Origin of the sequence: Serratia sp. BIGb0234, from assembly GCF_024809915.1 — a bacterium.
GTDB lineage: Bacteria > Pseudomonadota > Gammaproteobacteria > Enterobacterales > Enterobacteriaceae > Serratia > Serratia liquefaciens.
On record NZ_JANUEI010000002.1, the window covers coordinates 850,307 to 869,907 of the forward strand.

A 19,601-nucleotide genomic window follows, 5' to 3' on the forward strand; every position below is an offset into this window, starting at 1 on the left:
AGTTACCAGCGTGGAACGTTAGAGACCACATCACCGTTTTGCGCACGCTGGCGCAGCAGGTGATCCATCAGCACAATCGCCATCATCGCTTCGGCAATCGGCACCGCACGAATGCCTACGCAAGGATCGTGACGGCCACGGGTGACCATCTCCACCGCTTCGCCCTGACGGTTAATGGTTCTGCCCGGCACCATAATGCTGGAAGTAGGTTTCAGCGCCAGGTGAGCAATGACCGGCTGACCGCTGCTGATGCCACCGAGAATGCCGCCTGCATGGTTGCTCTGGAAGCCTTCCGGAGTGATCTCATCACGGTTTTCGCTGCCACGCTTGTTGACCACCGCGAAACCGTCGCCGATTTCCACGCCTTTCACCGCATTGATGCTCATCAACGCATGGGCCAGATCCGCGTCGAGGCGGTCAAACACCGGCTCACCGAGGCCAACCGGCACGTTTTCGGCAATCACGCTGACCTTGGCGCCAATGGAGTCGCCCTCTTTCTTCAGCGCACGCATCAGTTCATCCAGGGCTTCCAGCTTATCGGGATCCGGGCAGAAGAATGGGTTCTGTTCAACCTGCTCCCAATCTTTCAGCTCGCAGACCACGTCGCCGATCTGCGCCAGATAGCCGCGCACCTGTACGCCATATTTCTGCAGCAGGTATTTCTTGGCAATAGCCCCTGCCGCAACGCGCATGGCGGTTTCACGAGCCGAAGAACGACCACCGCCGCGATAATCGCGCACGCCGTATTTTTGTTCGTAGGTGTAATCCGCATGCCCCGGACGGAACACGTCTTTGATAGCGCCGTAATCTTGTGAACGCTGGTCAGTGTTTTCTATCATCAGCCCAATGCTGGTGCCGGTGGTCACACCTTCAAACACGCCGGAAAGAATACGTACCTGATCCGGTTCGCGACGTTGAGTGGTATAGCGAGAGGTGCCTGGACGGCGACGGTCCAGGTCGTGCTGCAGATCGGCTTCGGTAAGCGGGATACCCGGCGGTACACCGTCTACGATACATCCCAGCGCCACACCGTGAGATTCACCAAATGTGGTGACGCGGAAAATCTGCCCAATACTGTTTCCTGCCATCGCGGCTCCTTACCCTTAATTATTATCTTTGTGGGGCCCGCCAAAGCAGGCCCGAAGAATGCTTAGCTGCGGTAGAGGCTGAAGTGCTCTTTGCAATCCACCAGTTGCTGCTTGGTCAGCATGAACACGCCGTCACCGCCGTTTTCAAACTCCAGCCAGGTGAACGGAATATCCGGATACTGTTCCATCAGATGTACCATGCTGTTACCCACTTCACAAATCAGCACGCCGTCGTCGCTCAGGTAGTCCGGTGCGCAGGCCAAAATACGGCGCACCAGCTTCAGGCCATCGCTGCCGGCCGCCAGGCCCAACTCTGGCTCAAAGCGGAATTCCTGCGGCAGGTCGGACATGTCTTCCGCATCCACGTACGGCGGATTGGTGACGATCAGATCGTACTGGATCGCGGGAACATCGCGGAACAGATCGGAACGGATCGGGATCACCTGTTGTTCAACGCCGAGCGCCTGAATATTGCGCTCGGTCACCGCCAGCACGTCGCTGGAGATATCGACCGCGTCAACTTCCGCTTCCGGGAAAGCGTAGCTGCAGGCAATGGCGATACAGCCGCTGCCGGTACACATGTCGAGAATATGGCGCGGCGGGTGCGGGATCAGGGCGCTGAAGCGATCGTTGATCAGTTCGCCAATCGGGGAACGCGGAACCAACACACGCTCATCAACGTAGAATTCCAGATCGCAGAACCAGGCTTTATTGGTCAGATAGGCTACCGGGACACGTTCGTTGACGCGGCGGATCACGCGCTCAACGATGCGGTGGCGCTCGCTGGAGGTCAAACGGGCGGTGTGCATGTCCTCTGGAATGTCCAGTGGCAGGAACAGGCTTGGCAGCACCAATTGCACCGCTTCGTCCCACGGATTATCGGTTCCGTGACCATAGTAGATATCAGCGGCGTTAAAACGGCTGACCGTCCAGCGCAGCATATCTTGAATGGTGTGCAGTTCGTTCACTGCTTCCTCGACGAAAATTTTGTCCAATTTGCCCTCCGGCAGGCACTGTGATTCATGATTTAGCCGCATAGTTTGCCATGAAGCCCGCGACAAATCACGCTAACCCCTTGCGCTTTTCATTCTGGCGTGAATTTTGCGTCGACAGAGACCCGCGACAAGGTAAACTATCGCGATAAATGATTTCCGGTGAATTCCAAATGAAGAACAAGCACCCTCTGAGCAAAGATGAATTGCAGCTCTTCAGAGAGTCGGTAGTAGACGCAAAAAAGCTGCGTCAGGACACCATCGTCCACCGTAAACCCAAGCCTGTCACCAAGAAAATTGCTCCACAGCGCCTGCTTCAGGAACAGGTAGACGCCAGTTATTATTTCTCGGATGAATACCAGCCACAGTTGGAAGAGGAAGGCCCGACGCGCTATGTGCGCCCCGGTTACAGTGCCTTTGAACTGAAAAAGCTGCGTCGCGGCGATTATTCACCGGAGCTGTTTCTCGATCTTCATGGCCTGACCCAGATGCAGGCCAAGCAAGAGCTGGGGGCGCTGATCGCCGCCTGCAAGCGCGAACACGTGCACTGCGCCTGCGTAATGCACGGCCACGGCAAGCACATCCTCAAACAGCAGACGCCGCTATGGTTGGCGCAGCACCCTGACGTGCTGGTGTTTCACCAGGCGCCCAAAGAATGGGGCGGCAGCGCGGCGATTTTACTGCTGGTCGAACTGGCTGAGTGAACGGCAGAAATGACAAAGGGCGATGTTTGACATCGCCCTTTCGTTTTGGCCCCGCCCTGGGGTGCCTTATACTTTAGCCATCACCTGCGATGGACTCACCTGCCACTCAAATTTACCGTAGCTGCCGTCGGCGGCCAAATCGACATTGGCAATTGCCGAGGTCGCGAACATCGGCGGGCATTCGCCCGGACAGAGTTCCGCCACCAGGTAACCCACCAGCGGTAAGTGGGAGACGATCAGCACCGCGTGAACCCCCTGCTGCGCCAGCGCCTGCAGGTAGCTGCCGACCAGGCTGGCATCTCCGCCCGGCGTCAGCTCAGGCAGCACTTCTTCGCTTGCCGGCAGGGTCAAGGCTTCGCGAACCGTAGCCAGCGTCTGCTCTGCCCGCAGGTACGGGCTGACCAGCACGCGTTCAATATCCACAGACTTGGTATTTAACCAGGCCGCCATCTGACGTGACTCATCACGGCCACAAACAGTAAGAGGTCTTACCGAATCGCTGGCCGCATCAAGTGCCGCCTCTCCGTGACGCATAATCAAAACTTGCATATTGCACCGCTGTTGTTGACAAAATAACGCTATACAGAAACGCCGAGCGTGCTGTATCGCCGAGTTTTACAACCCCAAAGCAAACGCTTTGAAACGATAACGCGCCGTCTCTTTATGGCGGCCGGGCATTTTGCCTGAAAGTTCACGTAAAGAAAATGCTGTTTTTTACATCAATGGCGCCTTAACGGGAATTCAGCGCTCACATAACAACCAATTCAACAGGTTAAATTTCAACCTTCTCATCATGAATTTTATTGATGGCGGCCAGCCTTTCACCGCCATCAGGCTACGTTACCTCGTCCCTATCTCCCTGTATAGGGTCAGGGAATACCGGTATTGCAAGGAGTGATAGTGATCACATGCAACCTTGATCCTACTCTAGTACAAATCACGTCGCCGCGCCGCTCAGGTCCCCTGCGGATAGAAGCGTTCACCCTGCTGAGCCATGCGCTGCAGGCGTTCGCAAGGCGCAAAATATTCACCGTGCTGCCGCTGCAGGTACTCCAGCGTTTTAACCACCTTATCGGCCCCCAACTGATCCATATAGCGGAAAGGCCCGCCGAGGAATGGAGGAAAACCAATGCCGAACACCGCGCCGATATCGCCGTCGCGCGCGCTGCGGATCACGCCTTCATCCAGACAACGTGCGGCTTCATTGAGCATCATCATTACGCAACGCTGCGCGATGACGGCCGGTTGTAAATGCGACTTCGGCGTGATGCCCAGCAAAAGATAGACCGAGGTATCAGCGCGCTTGCTCCGCTGACGCTGCTGGCCTTCACTGGGGTAGAGATAAAAACCACGGCCGTTTTTGCGCCCTTTGCGTCCGTCTTTCAACACCGCCTCGAAGGCGGCTGGAGCGGCAAAGCGCGGCCCTAACTGCTCTACCAGCACCGGGATAATCTTGGTACCGACGTCGATGCCCACTTCATCCAGCAGAGTTATCGGCCCAACCGGGAAACCGAAATCCACCAGCGCCTTGTCCAGCGCTTCAATCGGTTCGCCTTCCAGCAGGCAACGAGTCGCTTCATTTATATAAGGAGCCAGAATACGGTTAACGTAGAAACCGGCGCGGTCGGCCACTACAATCGCCGTTTTGCCCTGCTTGTGCGCCAGCGCCACGGTGGTGGCTATGGTTTCTTCGCTGGTGGTGGCGTGTGGGATCACCTCAACCAACGGCATTTTATCCACCGGGCTGAAATAATGCAGGCCGATCACCTGCTCAGGGCGCTGCGCCTTGGCGGCAATCTGGCCAATCGGCAGCGATGAGGTATTGGAGGCAAAGATGGTGTGTGGCGCCGCGTGCTGTTCTATCTCGGCCACCATCTGCTGCTTCAGCGCCAGGTCTTCGAACACCGCCTCAATCACCACGTCCACCCGTTCAAAACCGGTGTAATCGGTCGAACCGGAGATCAGCATCATCTGTTTTTGCCGTTCCGCCGGGCGCATGCGTTTACTGCGTACCCGCTTGCCGAGCACGTCCCAACTGTATTTTAACGCGTGGTTAATGCCCGTTTCGTTAACGTCTTTAATCCGCACCGGCAAACCACCCCGCGTGGCGGTCACACAGGCGATACCGCCGCCCATCAGGCCGCCACCCAGAATGCCGATACGGTGCAGTTCATGAGGTTGTGCATTGCCACCGCGTTCTTTCTTCAAGGAGGTAGAGGCAAAGAACAGGCTGCGCAACGCGGCGGACTGCGGGGTCATGGCCAATTCGCCAAACGCCCGCGCCTCGGCTTCATAACCGCTGGCGCTGCCGTGATCCAGACCGGTACGCACCACCTGAATAATGCGTTCTGCGGCAGGATAATTGCCGTGCGTTTTCTCCAGCGTTTTCTTGCGCACAATGCTGAACAGCAGGCTTTTACCTAGCGGGCCGTTGAGCAAACGCTCCTGCCACGGCAATTCGCGCCGGCTCTGCCAGCCTTGCTTGACCCGTTCGACGGCAGCCTGCAATAAAATTGACTGGGGCACGGCATCGTCCACTAACCCCATACGCAACGCCTGACGCGCCCGAATGTGTTTGCCGGTCAGGATCATGTCCAACGCCTTGCTGGCACCAATCAACCGCGGCAAACGCTGGGTGCCGCCGGAGCCCGGCAGCAAACCAAGCTGCACTTCCGGCAGGCCGAGTGCGGTTTTGTCATCCAGAGAACAAACGCGGCTGTGGCACGCCAGCGCCAGCTCCAGCCCACCGCCTAAGCAGGCGCCGTGAATAGCCGCCACCACAGGGACCTGGAATGCGGCAATCTGTGCCAGCGTACTTTGGCCTTTTTTCGCCAGCGCTTCGGCCTCTTTGGCAGTGGTACAGGCGGCAATCATGCTGATATCCGCCCCGGCAATAAACGAATCCGGCTTGCCGGAGATAATCACCAGCCCTTCCAGCGCCGGATGCTGCTGCGCGCGGATCAGTACGTCGTTGACCTGCTCGACAAACTCGGCCTTCAGGGTGTTTACCTTCTCCCCCGGAACATCGATGGTGATCACACCAATGTTGTCCGGACGAAGGGTCAGTTGAAAGGCCGAGGGTTTGGCCCGCTGTTCATGCAATGCGTTTTCAAAGCTCATTATTCCACCTCTACGATCATTGCGGCCCCTAACCCTCCGGCTGCGCAGGCGGTCGTCAGCCCCAGTCCGCCGCCACGACGCTTCAGCTCGTGCAACGTTTGGGTGATCATGCGCGCGCCGGTAGCGGCAAATGGGTGACCATAAGCAATTGAGCCACCCAATACGTTGAATTTTTCCATGTCCACTTCGCCAATCGCCCGGCTGCGGCCCAGCTTTTTCTGAGCAAATTCGTCGCTGGCAAACATTTTCAGGTTCGCCAGGGTCTGGGCAGCAAAAGCTTCATGCATGTCAATGAGGGTCAGGTCGGCCAGGCCGATGCCGGCGCGATCCAGCGCCAGCGGCGTAGCGTAAGACGGCCCGAGCAGCATATCTTCCCACACATCGATGGCGGAGAAGGCAAAGCTGCGCAGATAACCCAGCGGTTGCAACCCCAACTCTTTCGCTCGCGACTCACTCATCATCAGCACCGCTGCCGCGCCGTCGGTCAACGGCGTACTGTTGGCTGCGGTAACGCTGCCGTGCTTGCGATCGAATGCCGGTTTCAGCTTTGCGTAGGACGCCAGGCTGGAATCTTTGCGAACGTTGTTGTCTTCGGTGATTTGCGTACGGTATGGCGGCACATAGGCCGTCATCACCTCGTCGCGCAGCAGCCCCTGCTCCCAGGCTTTGGCAGCCAGTTGGTGAGAGCGGTGCGCCAGCGCATCCTGCTCTTCCCGGGTGATGCCGTGGCTTTTCGCCATTTGCTCTGCGGTATCGCCCATGCGCAGCCCGGTGGAATATTCCGCCACTGCCGGCGGCACCGGCATCAGGTCACGGAACTTCAGTCGGCTAAACAGCTTGAGACGCTGCGACAGGGTACGGGCTTTGTTGACGTCCACCAGCGTGCGCGCCAGCGCTTTACTGACGCCGATAGGCAGAACGGAAGAAGAGTCAGCGCCACCGGCGATGCCGATACTGATGCTGCCTGCCATGATGCTTTCCGCCACGTTGGCAATCGCCTGGAAGCTGGTAGCGCAGGCACGCGACACGCTATAAGCATCGGTATGCACGCTCATGCCGGTACCGAGCACGATTTCACGCGCAATATTCGGCGCCTCAGGCATTTGCACCACCTGGCCGAACACCAGTTGTTCAATCAGCGCCGGATCGATACCGCTGCGGGCTAACAGTTCACTTACCGCCGTTTTCCCCAGATCCACCGCTGGAATGCCGTGATAAGCGGTCGCCTGTTTGGCAAAGGGGGTCCGCAGTCCATTTACAATCGCAATACGGTCACCGTGACGGGTCACCAACGGCAGTGCCTTACTCATAAACGCTCCTGAAGAGAATAACGCCAGCGCAACGGTCAAGAAGAGGTCTGACCTGATGGGGTCATTGTTAACCAAATGTTTACATTTGGCAAACCGGCAGAAGTGAAAACTGAGAGCAGGAGCAACTTTCTAGAGGGGGATTGAGGAGGAAGCGAGCGGTGCGGGATGACCCCGCACCGTTTGAAAGCCGTGATTAACGCAGGCCGAGCTGGAAAATCAGGGTTTCTGCCTGGCAGGCGAAGGTGAAATCAGCCACCAGTTCCACGCCACCGTCAACCGGTTTAATGCTACTGCTGATGTCGCAAGGGTCGGATTCCACACCGCGGGCTTTTTCGGTCAGCGTGGCCAACATTTTTTCTGCATCCTGCTGATTGGCAAACACCTGGCTGTAGGAGGCGGTGCAATCGGTATTGTCCATCACGGTACCGACATCAACACAGCAACAGGCGGCAGTTTCCTGGGCACTACATTTATTAATTGGATTGGACATGATTCATTCTCCTCAGGGACCGCCGTTACGCGAGTCCAAATTGCCATTTAGCTACTGGCGCAAAGACACAAGATTCTGCGTTTATTTTACTCTGCGATGAAACCGATCACTAGCACTTACTTTTTATAGGTGTTTTAAGTGATGGAAATCACAAATGAAAATCGACGTCTGCTAAGGAATGGTAGGAATATTGTTATGCATTGCTGGTTTTTTGTTATGCAGATCTCCTTTTTGATATCAATTTGGAAATATCTCAAAAACATTGTTGCAACATTTTCACAGGTCGGACCTATAATTCAGCCACTGGTCTGATTTGTCTGAATGATAACGGACCCTACAATCCCGCGCTCCTTGTTACTTTGAGTAACATAGTTTAAATAATAAACACATAATGAGGTTTTGGTCATGAGCCAGAAAAACCTATTTACTAAATCAGCTCTCGCAGCTGCAGTGGCAATTATTTCTTCAAACGTGTCTGCCGCAGGATTCCAGCTGAATGAGTTTTCATCAGCTGGTTTAGGACGTTCGTATTCTGGCGAGGGCGCCATGGCGGATACTGCAGCTTCCGCCAGCCGCAACCCGGCCCTGCTGATGATGTACACCCGCCCGGAACTTTCCTTCGGTGCGGTGTTTATCGATCCGGATGTAGATATCTCCGGCAAGTCACCTTCCGGTGCCAGCCTCGATTCCAAGAACATCGCCCCTACCGCCTGGGTGCCAAACCTGCATTATGTTCAACCGATTAACGATCAGTTTGCCGTAGGCGGCTCGGTCACCAGCAACTACGGCCTGGCGACAGAATTCAACGACGGTTACACCGCAGGGGCTTACGGCGGTAAAACTGACCTGACCACACTTAACCTGAACCTGAGCGGTGCTTACCGTCTGAACCAACAATTCAGCTTCGGTCTGGGCTTTGACGCGGTTTACGCCAAAGCCAAGCTCGAGCGTTATGCCGGTGAATTGCCAAAGTTGATCGCAGGTTCTGGCCAGTTGCCACCTCAATTGGCCGGCCCGGTCTCACAGATCCCGGCGGATACTCAAATTTCTCACCTGAAGGGTGACAAATGGGGCTTTGGCTGGAACGCCGGCATTCTGTACGAAGTGGATGAAAACAACCGTTACGGTTTCACCTACCGTTCCGAAGTCAAAATCAAGTTTGACGGCGACTACAAGAGCAGCCTGCCATCCGCCTATAACTCGCGCCTTGGCGCTCTCGGCCTGCCAATGGGCACCGACGGCACCACCATCCCAGGCTCTTTGGATCTGAACCTGCCGGAAATGTGGGAAATCTCGGGTTACAACAAGGTTGCACCGCAGTGGGCTATCCACTACAGCCTGGCTTACACCAGTTGGAGCCAGTTCCAGGAGCTGAAAGCTACCGGCAACAACGGTCAAACCCTGTTTGAGAAGCACGAAGGCTTTAAAGACGCTTACCGCATCGCACTGGGTACTACCTACTTCTACGACGATAACTGGACCTTCCGTACCGGTATCGCCTTCGATGACAGCCCGGTGCCGGCCCAGAACCGTTCTATCTCTATCCCGGATCAGGACCGCTTCTGGTTGAGCGCAGGTACCAGCTACGCATTCAACAAAGACGCCTCTGTTGACGTCGGTGTTTCCTACATGCACGGCCAGAAAGTCACCATCAAAGAAGGTCCATATACCTTCGAATCCGTGGGCAAGGCCTGGCTGTACGGCGCCAACTTCAACTACCGCTTCTAATCTTTTCGATGACGAAGTCAGGAGCGCCCTTCTTAGGGCGCTTTTTTTTGCCCGCCGATCTCAAAGCATAAAAAAACCCGCCATCAAAGCGGGTTCTTTCTCTTCGCCAAGCGAGATTACTGCGAGTCGATCTCGTCCAGATCGCCCTGGATCGCCTGAGCGTTCGGGTTGATCTCAGGTTTCAGCGAGCCGCCGTTCGCCAGGAAGTCGTTACGCTGGAAGTAGGCTTCGCGCACCATCAGGTACGGATCGGAAGAGTTGCGCAGCAGGCCGTCGGAATCCAACAGCTCGGCACGGGTTTCAATCCCTTCAACCACCCATTTGCCCGCCGACATCCAGAAGGTCAGGTAGCTCAGCACCGGATAGACCGTATCCGCCCAGTCACCGCCCTCTTCACGCAGGGTGAAGCTGCCGTAGCCCGGCAGCATCACGTAAGGACCGTAGCCGACGCCATAATGCCCCAGGGTGCTGCCGAAACGGTTAGGCTCTTCGCGAGCCAGTTTCGGGTTAGCCATCCCGGCCACGTCGATCAGACCGCCCATCCCCAGAAGGGTGTTGAGGAAGAAACGGTTAAAGTGGATCATCCCCTTATAGGGGTCGCCTTTCAGGAAGGAGTTGACCATGCTGGCCGGTTCTTCCAGGTTAGACGTAAAGTTGCTTATCCCATTACGCGCCGGCATGGGCAGGTAGTTGCGCCAGGCCACGGCCACCGGGCGAAGTACATACGGATCCAGGACGTTATAGTTGAAGTTGAACATCGTCCGGTTAAATCCTTCCAGAGGATCGGATCGCCCTTGTGGTTCATCTTGTGGCGCGCTGGCACAGCCCACCAATAACACCGTTGTGAAAGCCAGCCCAGTCAGGCGAAAGTTCATATTTTTCTCCATAAAAACACATTCGGTCTTTTTATTTAAGGGACCTGTTTGTTTATCTGAACGTCAATCTGCTCTTTACCGCTGAAATTCTGCAGCGCACTCTCGCCGAACCAATCACCCGCCTGTGGCGTGGCCAGACCATCCTGAGAAATTCGCACCCGCACCTTGACCTGATGCTGAGCCGAAAGCAGGCGTTCAGGCATCATGGCGTTGCTGTCATCCAGAGAAAATGACAGCGGGAAACGGCTTAAGGGCAGTTGTTTTACCGCAACCGGCACTGGATTGGTGCCATCGGTCACTGAAATTACCAGCGTCCCCTGCTGTGGCAAAGCGTTCGTCGCCTGTGGCGATAACGTCACGTTAATGCCAAGTTTAACAGTTTCTTCGCCCGCCTGTGTTTTTGCTTGTTCAATGCTGCGCTTTATCACTTCGGCGCGTTGATCATTGGCTGGCAACAGCTTCAGCATAACCTGCCAGGCGCCAATCGCCTGCTTGAAATCCCCCTGTTCGAAGGCGTTGAACGCCAGCAGGCTCAGCACGCGCATATTGGTGTGATCTTCGGCGATCATCTTGCGCAGCATCTGAGTGGCCTGCTTGTTATCCTCCGGATCGTTAGAGCGCGTCAAGACTTCCGCGTAGCCGAGGCGGACTTCCAGACTATTCGGATCAAGTTGATAAGCATGAGCAAATGCCTGAGTGGCGGTGGTGGCGTTATTCAGCGCCATCCCCACGCGACCCAGCATCATCCAGTCGTTGATATTGCGATCGTCCTGCTGCAACGCGGTACGCAGCCCCAGCCCGAGGCGAGCAATCTCTTCCATGCTCAACGGTTGGGCGCGCTCATTAGCGACGCGCGCGCGCAGATCCGGCATTTGCGCCTCGACCTGTTGCCAGTCCAATACCTGCGCCAACCCACCGGTTTTCAGATAAAAGCCAAGGGTGACCACCACCAGCAAGGCAACCCCAGGCACCAATGCCCAGCGGTTAATGGGTTTCTCCTGCGTATCCTGCTGGCCGGGGATGTCATTGAGCAGGTTTTGCTGCAGCTCTTTCACCAGTTCAGGGCGCTCAGCAACCACGCCCTGCTGTTCGTCCTGCTCCAGCTCATGCAGACGATCCTGATAAAACGCCTTGTTCAGCGTATCGCGGCTCGCAGCGGTGCTTTTACCGCTGTGGCGCATCGCCGGTACCACCAGCAACGCCGCAGCGCCCACCAGCAGGACAATAATAATCAGCCAAAAAGCCATTAGGGTTTCTTCCTGTCAGTCTCTTTCAGCAGCGCCGCCAGACGCTGTTGCTCCTGCTCGGAGAATTCATCGTTAGCGTTAACGGCACCGGTACGACGGTGGCGAGTGCGCAGTATCACTACCGCACCGCCGATCAACACAAACAGCAACGGGCCTACCCACAGGATCAGCGTCGCCGGGGTCACCGGCGGTTCGTAGGTGACGAAATTACCGTAGCGCGCCACCATATAGTCGATAATCTGCTGCTTGTTCTGCCCCTGCATCATCAACTCGTACACCTTGGTACGCATATCGGCCGCTATGATGGCGTTAGAGTCGGCGATGCTGTTGTTCTGGCATTTCGGGCAGCGCAGCTGTTCGGTCAGCTCCCGGTATTGCTGTTCCTGCTCGACCGAATTGAACCGATAAGTGTCGATAGCCGCCGCGGCGCTCCAACTCAGTAACGCGGCAAATATCAGGGTCAGCAGCCTCATGCCTCACCCCCATATTTTTTGTACAGCGGCAGCACTTCCTGCTGCCAAACGCGCTCGTTCATGTCTCCGGCGTGGCGGTAGCGGATAATGCCCTGCCCGTCGATCAGGAAGGTTTCCGGTGCGCCGTACACGCCCAAATCCAGCCCCAGCATGCCGTCGCCGTCGTACAGGCTGAGCGCGTACGGGTTGCCCAGCGAGTTCAGCCAGGTCACCGCTTTGCCGCGATCGTCTTTATAGTTCAGCCCCACCACGCGGATACCGCGCGCGGCCAGCGTATTGAGGTATTGATGTTCGGCGCGGCACGTTGGGCACCAGGTCGCCCAGACGTTCAGCAGCATGGGTTTGCCATTGCGCAGCACCGCCTGGTCATAAGTTTTGCCAGGCTGGTCGAGGGATTCCAGTTTGAAAGCCGGCACCGGCTTGCCGATCAACGCCGATTCCAGCATGGTCGGGTCTTCGCCACCGGCGTTGCGCGTCAGCTGCACCATAAACGCCGCCACCAGCAGCAGGAACAGGATTAATGGGATAAACAGCAGCTTACGGTTCATGCCTGCTCCTCCAGCTTGCCTTCACGCTTGAGTTTTTTGCTCATCCGATAGCGCGGATCGAGTATGCACAGGATACCGCCCAGCGCCATAAACACCCCGCCGAACCAGATCCAGCGTACGAAAGGTTTGTAGTACAACCGCACTGCCCAAGAGCCGTCGTCCAGTTCTTCGCCCAGCGCGGCGTACAGGTCGCGGCTGAAGCCGCCGTCAATCGCCGCTTCGGTCATCATGCTGCGCGCCACGCTGTAATAGCGTTTTTCCGCGTGCAACGTCGCTTCCGGCTTGCCGTTGCGCGTGACATCGATAATGCCGACGCCGCCGCTGTAGTTCGGCCCACGAATATCGTGCACGTCACGGAACACAAAGTGATAGTTATGGATATCCACGCTGTCGCCGGCTTTCATGCGGACATCACGTTCCACACTGTAGTTTTGGCTGAAGGCAATGCCGATTACCGTTACCGCCACGCCAAGGTGACCCAGCACCATCCCCCAGTGGCTGCGGGAAAGATGGCTCAGCCCACGCCAGAAACCGTGGCGATGCGTTGCACGTTCGTGCAGTTCCATCAGCGTCAGGATTATCACCCAAACGGCCATGATCAGCCCCACCACCGTCATGCCGGCGATGCTGTCTTGCAACAGCCACGGCAGCAGGATCGACAGCACCAGCGTAATCACCAGCGCCACGCTCAGGCGGCGCCACAGCTTGGTCGGCTCGTCGCGGCGCCAGCGCACCAACGGGCCAATCCCCATCAGCAACGCCATCGGCGCCATCAGCCAGGTGAACATGGTGTTGAAGAACGGTTCGCCGATAGAAATGCTGCCCAGGCCCAACTGCTTATGCACCAGCGGCAGCAGCGTCCCCAACAGCACCACCAGCATGGCGGCGATCAGCAGTACGTTATTGCCCAGCAAGAAGGTTTCACGCGAGAAGGTTTCGTGCTGCACCCGGCTGCGCACTTGCCCGCCCTTGACCGCATACAGCAGCAGAGAACCGCCTATCACGATCACCAGATAAGCGAGGATAAACATGCCGCGTGCCGGGTCGGAAGCAAAGGAGTGCACCGAAACCAGCACCCCGGAGCGCACCAGGAAAGTGCCTAGCAGACACAATGAGAAGGCGGTAATCGCCAGCAATACCGTCCAGGCTTTGAAAGTGCCGCGTTTTTCGGTCACCGCCAACGAGTGCATCAGCGCGGTACCGGCCAGCCACGGCATAAATGAAGCGTTCTCGACCGGATCCCAGAACCACCAGCCGCCCCAGCCCAGTTCATAATAGGCCCAGGCGGAGCCCAGCACGATGCCCATGGTGAGGAACACCCAGGCGGCCGTGGTCCACGGCCGCGACCAGCGTGCCCAGGCCGTATCCAGGCGACCGGCCATCAGTGAAGCGATGGCGAAAGCAAAGGCCACCGAGAAACCGACATACCCCATGTACAGCAGCGGCGGATGGAAAATCAGGCCGATATCCTGCAGCAGCGGGTTAAGGTCGCTACCGTCGATCGGGAAGTTCGGCAGCGTACGGGTAAAGGGGTTGGAGGTCATGATGATAAACAGCAGGAAACCTGCCGTGATCATGCCCATCACTGACAATACGCGCGCCACGGCATCTTGCGGCATCGAACGGCTGCACAGCGCCACCGCCAGCGACCAGCAGCTCAGCAACAGCACCCACAGCAGCAGCGATCCCTCGTGGGCGCCCCAGGTGGCGGCAATGCGGTAATACACCGGCAGTTGGGTGTTGGAGTTGGCGGCCACATAGGCCACGGTAAAGTCATTAACGACAAAGGCGTGCACCAGACAGATGAACGCCAGGGCGATAGCGGCAAACATGCCGTAGGTCAGTGGGCGCGCCACCGCCATCATGCGACGGTCCTGACGCGCCGCGCCCCACTGCGGGTAAATACTCAGCAGCAGCGAAATCGCCAGCGCTAGGCATAACAGAAAACTTCCCGTTTCCGGCATCATGATTTAGCGCCCTCGTTCTGCGGGGTGGCGTAGGCCGAAGCCGGTCCCTTATGGTTTTCTTTCATCGCGTCGGCCACTTCCGGCGGCGTGTATTTTTCATCGTGTTTCGCCAGCACTTCACGCGCATTCACCACGTTGCCTTCGCCCAGCACGCCCTGTGCCACCACGCCCTGCCCCTCACGGAACAGATCCGGCAGAATGCCGGTGTAAGTGACGTCGATTGCACCGCGTGCATCATAAACTTTGAAACTGACCTGCAGCGTTTTCTGATCGCGCTTTACCGAACCCGGCATCACCATGCCACCGATGCGCAGGCGTTGGCCCACCTCCGGCTTCTCATGATTTTCGCCCTTGCCCTGCAGAATTTCGCTTGGGGTATAAAACAGATCGATGTTGGAACGCAGCGCATACAGCATCAGGGTCGCGGTCAGCGCAACGCCGATCAGCACTACGATCGCCAAATACAGGCGACTTTTACGACGAGGATTCACAATGATTTCTCCCGCGGGTTAGCGGTTTTTTGTTTCGACTGCTGCGAATGACGAATACGTCTTTCGCGTGCCTGACGGCGTCCAATCTCATCCAGCAATTGCCGGCGCTGCCAGAAAGTGTGGGCCACCAGCCCCAGCAACGAGAGCAGGGTTACGGCTACCGCCAACCAAACGTAGAAGGCATAGCCGCCCATGGCGAAAAACGCCTGCCAGGAAGTAAAGGCTGCATTCATGGTTGACGCTCCTTGTTAACCAGCCCTGCCACCCAAGGGCGCTGGCGTTCCTGAGACAAAATCAGATTGCGCAAGCGCAGCAAGGTGAGAGTGATGAAAAACAGCAGGTAACCGAGTATTGCCCAACGCAGCGGGGTGCGCATGCTTGGCGCGATGCTCTGTTGCATATTGGTGGAACCCTGATGCAGCGTGTTCCACCATTCGACCGAGAAGTGAATGATCGGGATGTTCACCACCCCGACCAGCACCAGAATGCCGGCGGCGCGGCCCGCCAGGCGGCGGTCCTCAAAGGCGTTGTACAGCGCAATAATGCCAATATAAAGAAACAGCAACACCAGTTCAGACGTCAGGCGGGCGTCCCACACCCACCAGGTGCCCCACATCGGCTTGCCCCAGGCGGAGCCGGTGACCAGCGCAATAAAGGTAAACACCGCGCCGACCGGTGCCATCGCCGCCACCACGTTATCGGACATTTTCATCTGCCACACCAAGCCGATAAACGCCGCTACCGCCATTGAGCCATAGATCCCCATCGACCACATCGCCGCCGGCACATGGATATACATGATGCGGAAGCTATCGCCCTGCTGGTAATCCTTGGGTGCGAAACCGAATCCCCAGACCCAGCCCAGCAACAGGCAAGCCGCTCCGGCCAGTCCCAGCCAGGGGATAAAGCGGCCACAGACGTGATACAGCCGTTCAGGCTGGGCAAACTGATGTAACCATTTCCACATTGTCGTCATTGCTCACGGTAAATTTATACGGTGGCCGCCCCGTTTACCGGGGCGACGAAAATTGCTTGTGCGGTGGAACACGCTCTTGATGGCGTTAACCCGCGTTTCAATAAGTTAGCTAGTGTACGCTCACTCGCAGCGCCGCTGCGGTGGCGAAAGGCGCCAGCGTTATGCTTCCCGCCAGCATCGCGCCCAGTATCGCCAGGTAACCGTCTATCGGCATGCCCATAGAGGCGGCGTCGATAGCGGCGGTAGAAAATATCAGCACCGGGATATACAGCGGCAGCACCAGCAGGCTCAGCAGCACGCCCCCCTTGCGCAACCCGACGGTCAGCGCCACGCCGATAGCGCCAATCAGGCTCAGCGTCGGCGTACCCAGCAACAGCGTAAACGCCACCGCCAGCCAGGTGTGAGTGTCCAACGACAGCAGCAGCGCCACCAGCGGCGACAGGATCAACAGGGGTAAGCCTGTTACTACCCAGTGAGCACACACTTTGCCTAACACCGTCATCGGCAGCGGCGTTGGCAATAACAACAGTTGTTCCAGCGAGCCGTCGAGGAAATCATCGCGAAACAAACGCTCCAGCGACAGCAGGGCCGCCAGCAGCGCCGCCACCCAGATAATCCCCGGCGATATACGCGCCAGCAGTTGCGGTTCTGGCCCAATCCCTAACGGAAACAGCGTGATAACGATCAGGAAGAACCACAACGGATTAACGATTTCCGACCCTTTGCGAAAGGCAATCTTCAGCTCACGGCGCAATACAGTCAAAAACATTAAAGAGTCTCCACGCGGTTTTCCGTCAGGCTTATTTTCCCTACCGCCTGCGTTGCGCCGGCCAAATCCTGATGCGTGGTCAACAATACCATGCCGCCCTGCTGAGCATGTTGCTCAAAAAGGCTTATTAATTCAGCCACACCCTGCTTGTCTATCGCCGTCAGCGGCTCATCCAGGATCCACAGCGGACTACTGCTGAGCCACAACCGCGCCAACGCCACACGCCGCTGTTGACCGGCGGAAAGCTGCGCCACCGGTAAATCCTCATAACCCACCAGACCGACCTGCTCCAGCGCTTGCCAAATGGCCTGACGATCGGGCGCACCGCGCACCGCCTGGTAAAACTGCAGGTTCTCAAAGGGCGTCAACATGGTTTTAATCCCCGGCTGATGGCCGAGGAATAACAAATCCTGATAATAACGTTCGCGATGACGCAACGTATTTTGCCCGTGCCAGCAGACTTCTCCGCTTTCCGGTCGCGCCAGGCCCGCCAGAATGCGCAGCAGGCTGGTTTTTCCCGCGCCGTTCGGCCCTTCTACCTGAATAATGTCGCCCGGTTTTACCGTAAAGCTTAACGCGCTAAACAGGGTGCGTTCATCACGGACGCAACTCAGATTTTTAGCTTCCAGCATCGGGAGAACTCATATTTTTCTTTGGGATAGCGATCATAGCATAAGCCATCTGTGGCTCGTAGCCCGCAGCCGGTCACTCAACTACTCCAATAGGGGTAATATTGCGCCCCAGATCAAAAATGCGTAGAAAAACCCGGCAACGTTAAACTCTTGTTACTTTTTTCTGCAATTTGCCACATCGCTTTCACAGCGTCCCTGAGCCAACTACGCTTAATCATGACCCTGACAGTCTTTGATGGAGATAACGGATAATGACCAATCAGCAGCAGCGCCCGGATGCAGAGCAGGAAAATAGCCTGCAGGTAGAAAGCAAAGAGCATGAACAGGGCAAGAGCGAAATTGAGGTAAAGGAAGAGAACCTGCCCTCGCGCGCAGCGGCGGTGCATGAGCTGATCCGCATGGAAGGCGAAAAAGAGCTGGAGCGCGACTGGCTGGCACTGCTGTGGTCAGCGGTGGCCGCCGGGCTGTCGATGGGAGCCTCACTGATGGCGAAAGGCATCTTCCACGCCCGCCTGCCGGACGATCCCAGCCGCTTCTTTATCGAAAATATCGGCTACACCTTTGGCTTTATCATCGTGATCATGGCCCGCCAACAGCTGTTTACCGAAAATACCGTCACCGCGGTACTGCCGATCATGCAAAAACCGACGCCGAGAAACCTCCTGCTCCTGTTTCGCCTGTGGGGCGTGGTGCTGCTGGGGAACCTGGTGGGGACCGGACTGGCGTCGCTGGCGTTCATCCACATGCCGATTTTCGACGAGAACACCCGCAGCGCCTTCGTTAGCCTGTCGGAAGAAGTGATGAAAAACTCGCCGTCTGAAATGTTCGCCAACGGCATTCTGGCGGGCTGGATCATCGCCACCATGGTGTGGATGTTCCCTTCCGCCGGGGCCGCCAAGATTTGGGTGATTGTACTGATGACCTACCTGGTGGCGATCTGCGATCTGACCCACATCGTGGTGGGATCGGTAGAGATCCTTTATCTGGTGTTTAGTGGCGTCATTCCCTGGCATGATTTTATCTACCCGTTCGCTATTCCAACGCTGGCCGGCAACATTATTGGTGGCACCTTTATCTTTGCGTTGATCAGCCATGCGCAGATCCGCAACGACATGAGCGACAAAAACAAGGCAGAGCGGCTGGCGGCGGAAAAACAAAGCGGCAAGGCGAGAAAACCGTGATCGCGATCAGCGCAGCGCGTGAAAATCACCGCATATTGGCGAGGGAATGAGCAAACGCACCGCTAAGCGCTTATTCTGCGGGTAAAAAAAGGTATACTGCCCCGGCAGCCTAGGTTGCCGGCCCGCAGCGTCCCCGTAGTTAAACGGATATAACAAGCCCCTCCTAAGGGCTAGTTACTGGTTCGATTCCAGTCGGGGACACCATAAATTTATATACTCGCCTCTACCGCACCCACTAACCCACAACGTACGCCCCCTCCAATCCTGAGTGATTTATCGAACTTCAAATTTGGTCAATGAACCCCGTTTTATCAGAATGATGCATCCTCTCGCCCACAATCTGGCACAACGTCGAATATTAAAGGTATAATCTCAGATACTATTTGATCGATTTTAGAAACGAACATGACAAAGCTGACATTACAAGAGCAGATGCTCAAAGCGGGATTAGTAAGCAGTAAAAAGCTGGAGAAAGTACAAAGAACCACGAAAAAATCACGCGTTCAGGCTCGCGAGGCAAGAGAAGCCGTTGAAATCAACAAAAAGGCGCAAATAGAGCGCGATAAACAGCTGAGTGAACAGCAAAAGCAGGCCGCTTTATCTAAAGAATATAAAGCTCAGGTAAAGCAGCTGATTGAAATGAACAGGATCGTCATTTCAAATGGTGACATTAGTTATAACTTCACAGACAACAATTTAATTAAAAATGTACGCGTAGATAAACTGACTCAATCTCAGTTAATTAACGGGCGTCTCGCCATTGCACGGCTGGTTAGTGATAATAACCCTGAGGGTGAATATGCCATTATCCCTGCGGTCGTGGCCAATAAAATTGCACAGCGCGACGCAAGCTATATTGTACTGAGCGCTGAACTCAGCCAGGAAGCCAAAGACGAAGAAGATCCTTACGCCGATTTTGTCGTCCCTGATGATTTGATGTGGTAATCAGAACTTTAGGGCAACGGACTCTCCCTCTTGCCCTAACATCAAAAATCCGTATTCCTGCCGCA

General features: G+C 56.3%; 20 protein-coding genes and 1 tRNA gene. 5 read left to right on the top strand and 16 right to left on the bottom strand.

Annotated elements, in window-relative coordinates:
- Positions 1–2 precede the first annotated feature (2 nt).
- Entirely contained in the window at positions 3–1,088 is a 1,086-nt protein-coding gene (gene aroC / locus M2407_RS10965; protein WP_020827910.1) for a chorismate synthase, read from the bottom strand.
- Positions 1,089–1,150: 62 nt separating this feature from the next.
- The gene (gene prmB, locus M2407_RS10970; RefSeq protein WP_041415542.1) at positions 1,151–2,083 is read right to left on the bottom strand and encodes a 50S ribosomal protein L3 N(5)-glutamine methyltransferase; all 933 of its coding nucleotides are present in this window, start codon (positions 2,081–2,083) and stop codon (positions 1,151–1,153) included.
- A 170-nt stretch (positions 2,084–2,253) separates the two neighbouring features.
- Here prmB and smrB point away from each other — a divergent pair, with 170 nt between their 5' ends.
- Positions 2,254–2,784, top strand: a complete 531-nt coding sequence (gene smrB, locus M2407_RS10975) for an endonuclease SmrB (protein ID WP_041415545.1) — start codon at positions 2,254–2,256, stop codon at positions 2,782–2,784.
- A gap of 66 nt (positions 2,785–2,850) precedes the next feature.
- Here the strand turns inward: smrB and sixA are convergent, their stop codons facing one another.
- From sixA to M2407_RS10995, 4 genes are all read right to left on the bottom strand, one after another.
- A complete protein-coding gene (gene sixA, locus M2407_RS10980) occupies positions 2,851–3,333 on the bottom strand; it encodes a phosphohistidine phosphatase SixA (protein WP_041414795.1) in 483 nt (160 codons plus the stop codon).
- 405 nt (positions 3,334–3,738) lie between these two features.
- Positions 3,739–5,904, bottom strand: a complete 2,166-nt coding sequence (gene fadJ, locus M2407_RS10985) for a fatty acid oxidation complex subunit alpha FadJ (RefSeq protein ID WP_048762974.1) — start codon at positions 5,902–5,904, stop codon at positions 3,739–3,741.
- Entirely contained in the window at positions 5,904–7,214 is a 1,311-nt protein-coding gene (gene fadI, locus M2407_RS10990) for an acetyl-CoA C-acyltransferase FadI (RefSeq protein WP_044552712.1), read from the bottom strand. The genes fadJ and fadI overlap by 1 nt, the downstream gene beginning before the upstream one ends.
- A 193-nt stretch (positions 7,215–7,407) precedes the next feature.
- Positions 7,408–7,704 carry a YfcZ/YiiS family protein gene (locus M2407_RS10995; protein WP_020827916.1) on the bottom strand — a complete coding sequence of 99 codons (297 nt, stop codon included), beginning with the start codon at positions 7,702–7,704 and terminating at the stop codon, positions 7,408–7,410.
- Positions 7,705–8,109: 405 nt separating this feature from the next.
- Between M2407_RS10995 and fadL the strand changes: the two genes are divergently transcribed.
- Positions 8,110–9,432: a long-chain fatty acid transporter FadL gene (gene fadL / locus M2407_RS11000; RefSeq protein WP_048762973.1), complete on the top strand. Its 1,323-nt coding sequence runs from the start codon at positions 8,110–8,112 to the stop codon at positions 9,430–9,432.
- A gap of 116 nt (positions 9,433–9,548) precedes the next feature.
- Here the strand turns inward: fadL and mlaA are convergent, their stop codons facing one another.
- From mlaA to ccmA, 10 genes are all read right to left on the bottom strand, one after another.
- Complete coding sequence (gene mlaA, locus M2407_RS11005; RefSeq protein ID WP_020827918.1) at positions 9,549–10,307, bottom strand: phospholipid-binding lipoprotein MlaA; 759 nt, start codon at positions 10,305–10,307, stop codon at positions 9,549–9,551.
- A gap of 35 nt (positions 10,308–10,342) precedes the next feature.
- Positions 10,343–11,554: a c-type cytochrome biogenesis protein CcmI gene (gene ccmI, locus M2407_RS11010; protein ID WP_048762972.1), complete on the bottom strand. Its 1,212-nt coding sequence runs from the start codon at positions 11,552–11,554 to the stop codon at positions 10,343–10,345.
- A complete protein-coding gene (locus M2407_RS11015) occupies positions 11,554–12,027 on the bottom strand; it encodes a cytochrome c-type biogenesis protein (protein WP_020827920.1) in 474 nt (157 codons plus the stop codon). The genes ccmI and M2407_RS11015 overlap by 1 nt, the downstream gene beginning before the upstream one ends.
- Positions 12,024–12,575 carry a DsbE family thiol:disulfide interchange protein gene (locus tag M2407_RS11020; RefSeq protein WP_020827921.1) on the bottom strand — a complete coding sequence of 184 codons (552 nt, stop codon included), beginning with the start codon at positions 12,573–12,575 and terminating at the stop codon, positions 12,024–12,026. Before M2407_RS11020 ends, M2407_RS11015 begins: the two co-directional genes overlap by 4 nt.
- Entirely contained in the window at positions 12,572–14,542 is a 1,971-nt protein-coding gene (locus M2407_RS11025) for a heme lyase CcmF/NrfE family subunit (protein WP_020827922.1), read from the bottom strand. The genes M2407_RS11020 and M2407_RS11025 overlap by 4 nt, the downstream gene beginning before the upstream one ends.
- A complete protein-coding gene (gene ccmE, locus M2407_RS11030) occupies positions 14,539–15,033 on the bottom strand; it encodes a cytochrome c maturation protein CcmE (RefSeq protein ID WP_012146100.1) in 495 nt (164 codons plus the stop codon). The genes M2407_RS11025 and ccmE overlap by 4 nt, the downstream gene beginning before the upstream one ends.
- Positions 15,030–15,266 carry a heme exporter protein CcmD gene (ccmD, locus tag M2407_RS11035; RefSeq protein ID WP_020827923.1) on the bottom strand — a complete coding sequence of 79 codons (237 nt, stop codon included), beginning with the start codon at positions 15,264–15,266 and terminating at the stop codon, positions 15,030–15,032. The genes ccmE and ccmD overlap by 4 nt, the downstream gene beginning before the upstream one ends.
- Positions 15,263–16,000, bottom strand: coding sequence for a heme ABC transporter permease (locus M2407_RS11040; protein WP_259218042.1), 738 nt, complete (start codon positions 15,998–16,000; stop codon positions 15,263–15,265). Before M2407_RS11040 ends, ccmD begins: the two co-directional genes overlap by 4 nt.
- A gap of 118 nt (positions 16,001–16,118) precedes the next feature.
- Entirely contained in the window at positions 16,119–16,778 is a 660-nt protein-coding gene (gene ccmB / locus M2407_RS11045) for a heme exporter protein CcmB (RefSeq protein ID WP_044552718.1), read from the bottom strand.
- Positions 16,778–17,410, bottom strand: coding sequence for a cytochrome c biogenesis heme-transporting ATPase CcmA (gene ccmA, locus M2407_RS11050; RefSeq protein ID WP_020827926.1), 633 nt, complete (start codon positions 17,408–17,410; stop codon positions 16,778–16,780). The genes ccmB and ccmA overlap by 1 nt, the downstream gene beginning before the upstream one ends.
- 251 nt (positions 17,411–17,661) lie before the next feature.
- Here ccmA and M2407_RS11055 point away from each other — a divergent pair, with 251 nt between their 5' ends.
- The 3 genes from M2407_RS11055 to M2407_RS11065 all read left to right on the top strand — a co-directional run bounded on the left by M2407_RS11055 (position 17,662) and on the right by M2407_RS11065 (position 19,536).
- On the top strand, positions 17,662–18,591 hold the full coding sequence (locus tag M2407_RS11055) for a formate/nitrite transporter family protein (RefSeq protein ID WP_259218047.1): 930 nt from the start codon (positions 17,662–17,664) through the stop codon (positions 18,589–18,591).
- Positions 18,592–18,720: 129 nt separating this feature from the next.
- A tRNA-Arg gene (locus M2407_RS11060) sits at positions 18,721–18,795 on the top strand.
- Positions 18,796–18,996: 201 nt separating this feature from the next.
- Positions 18,997–19,536: a DUF2058 domain-containing protein gene (locus tag M2407_RS11065; RefSeq protein ID WP_020827932.1), complete on the top strand. Its 540-nt coding sequence runs from the start codon at positions 18,997–18,999 to the stop codon at positions 19,534–19,536.
- Positions 19,537–19,601 lie beyond the last annotated feature (65 nt).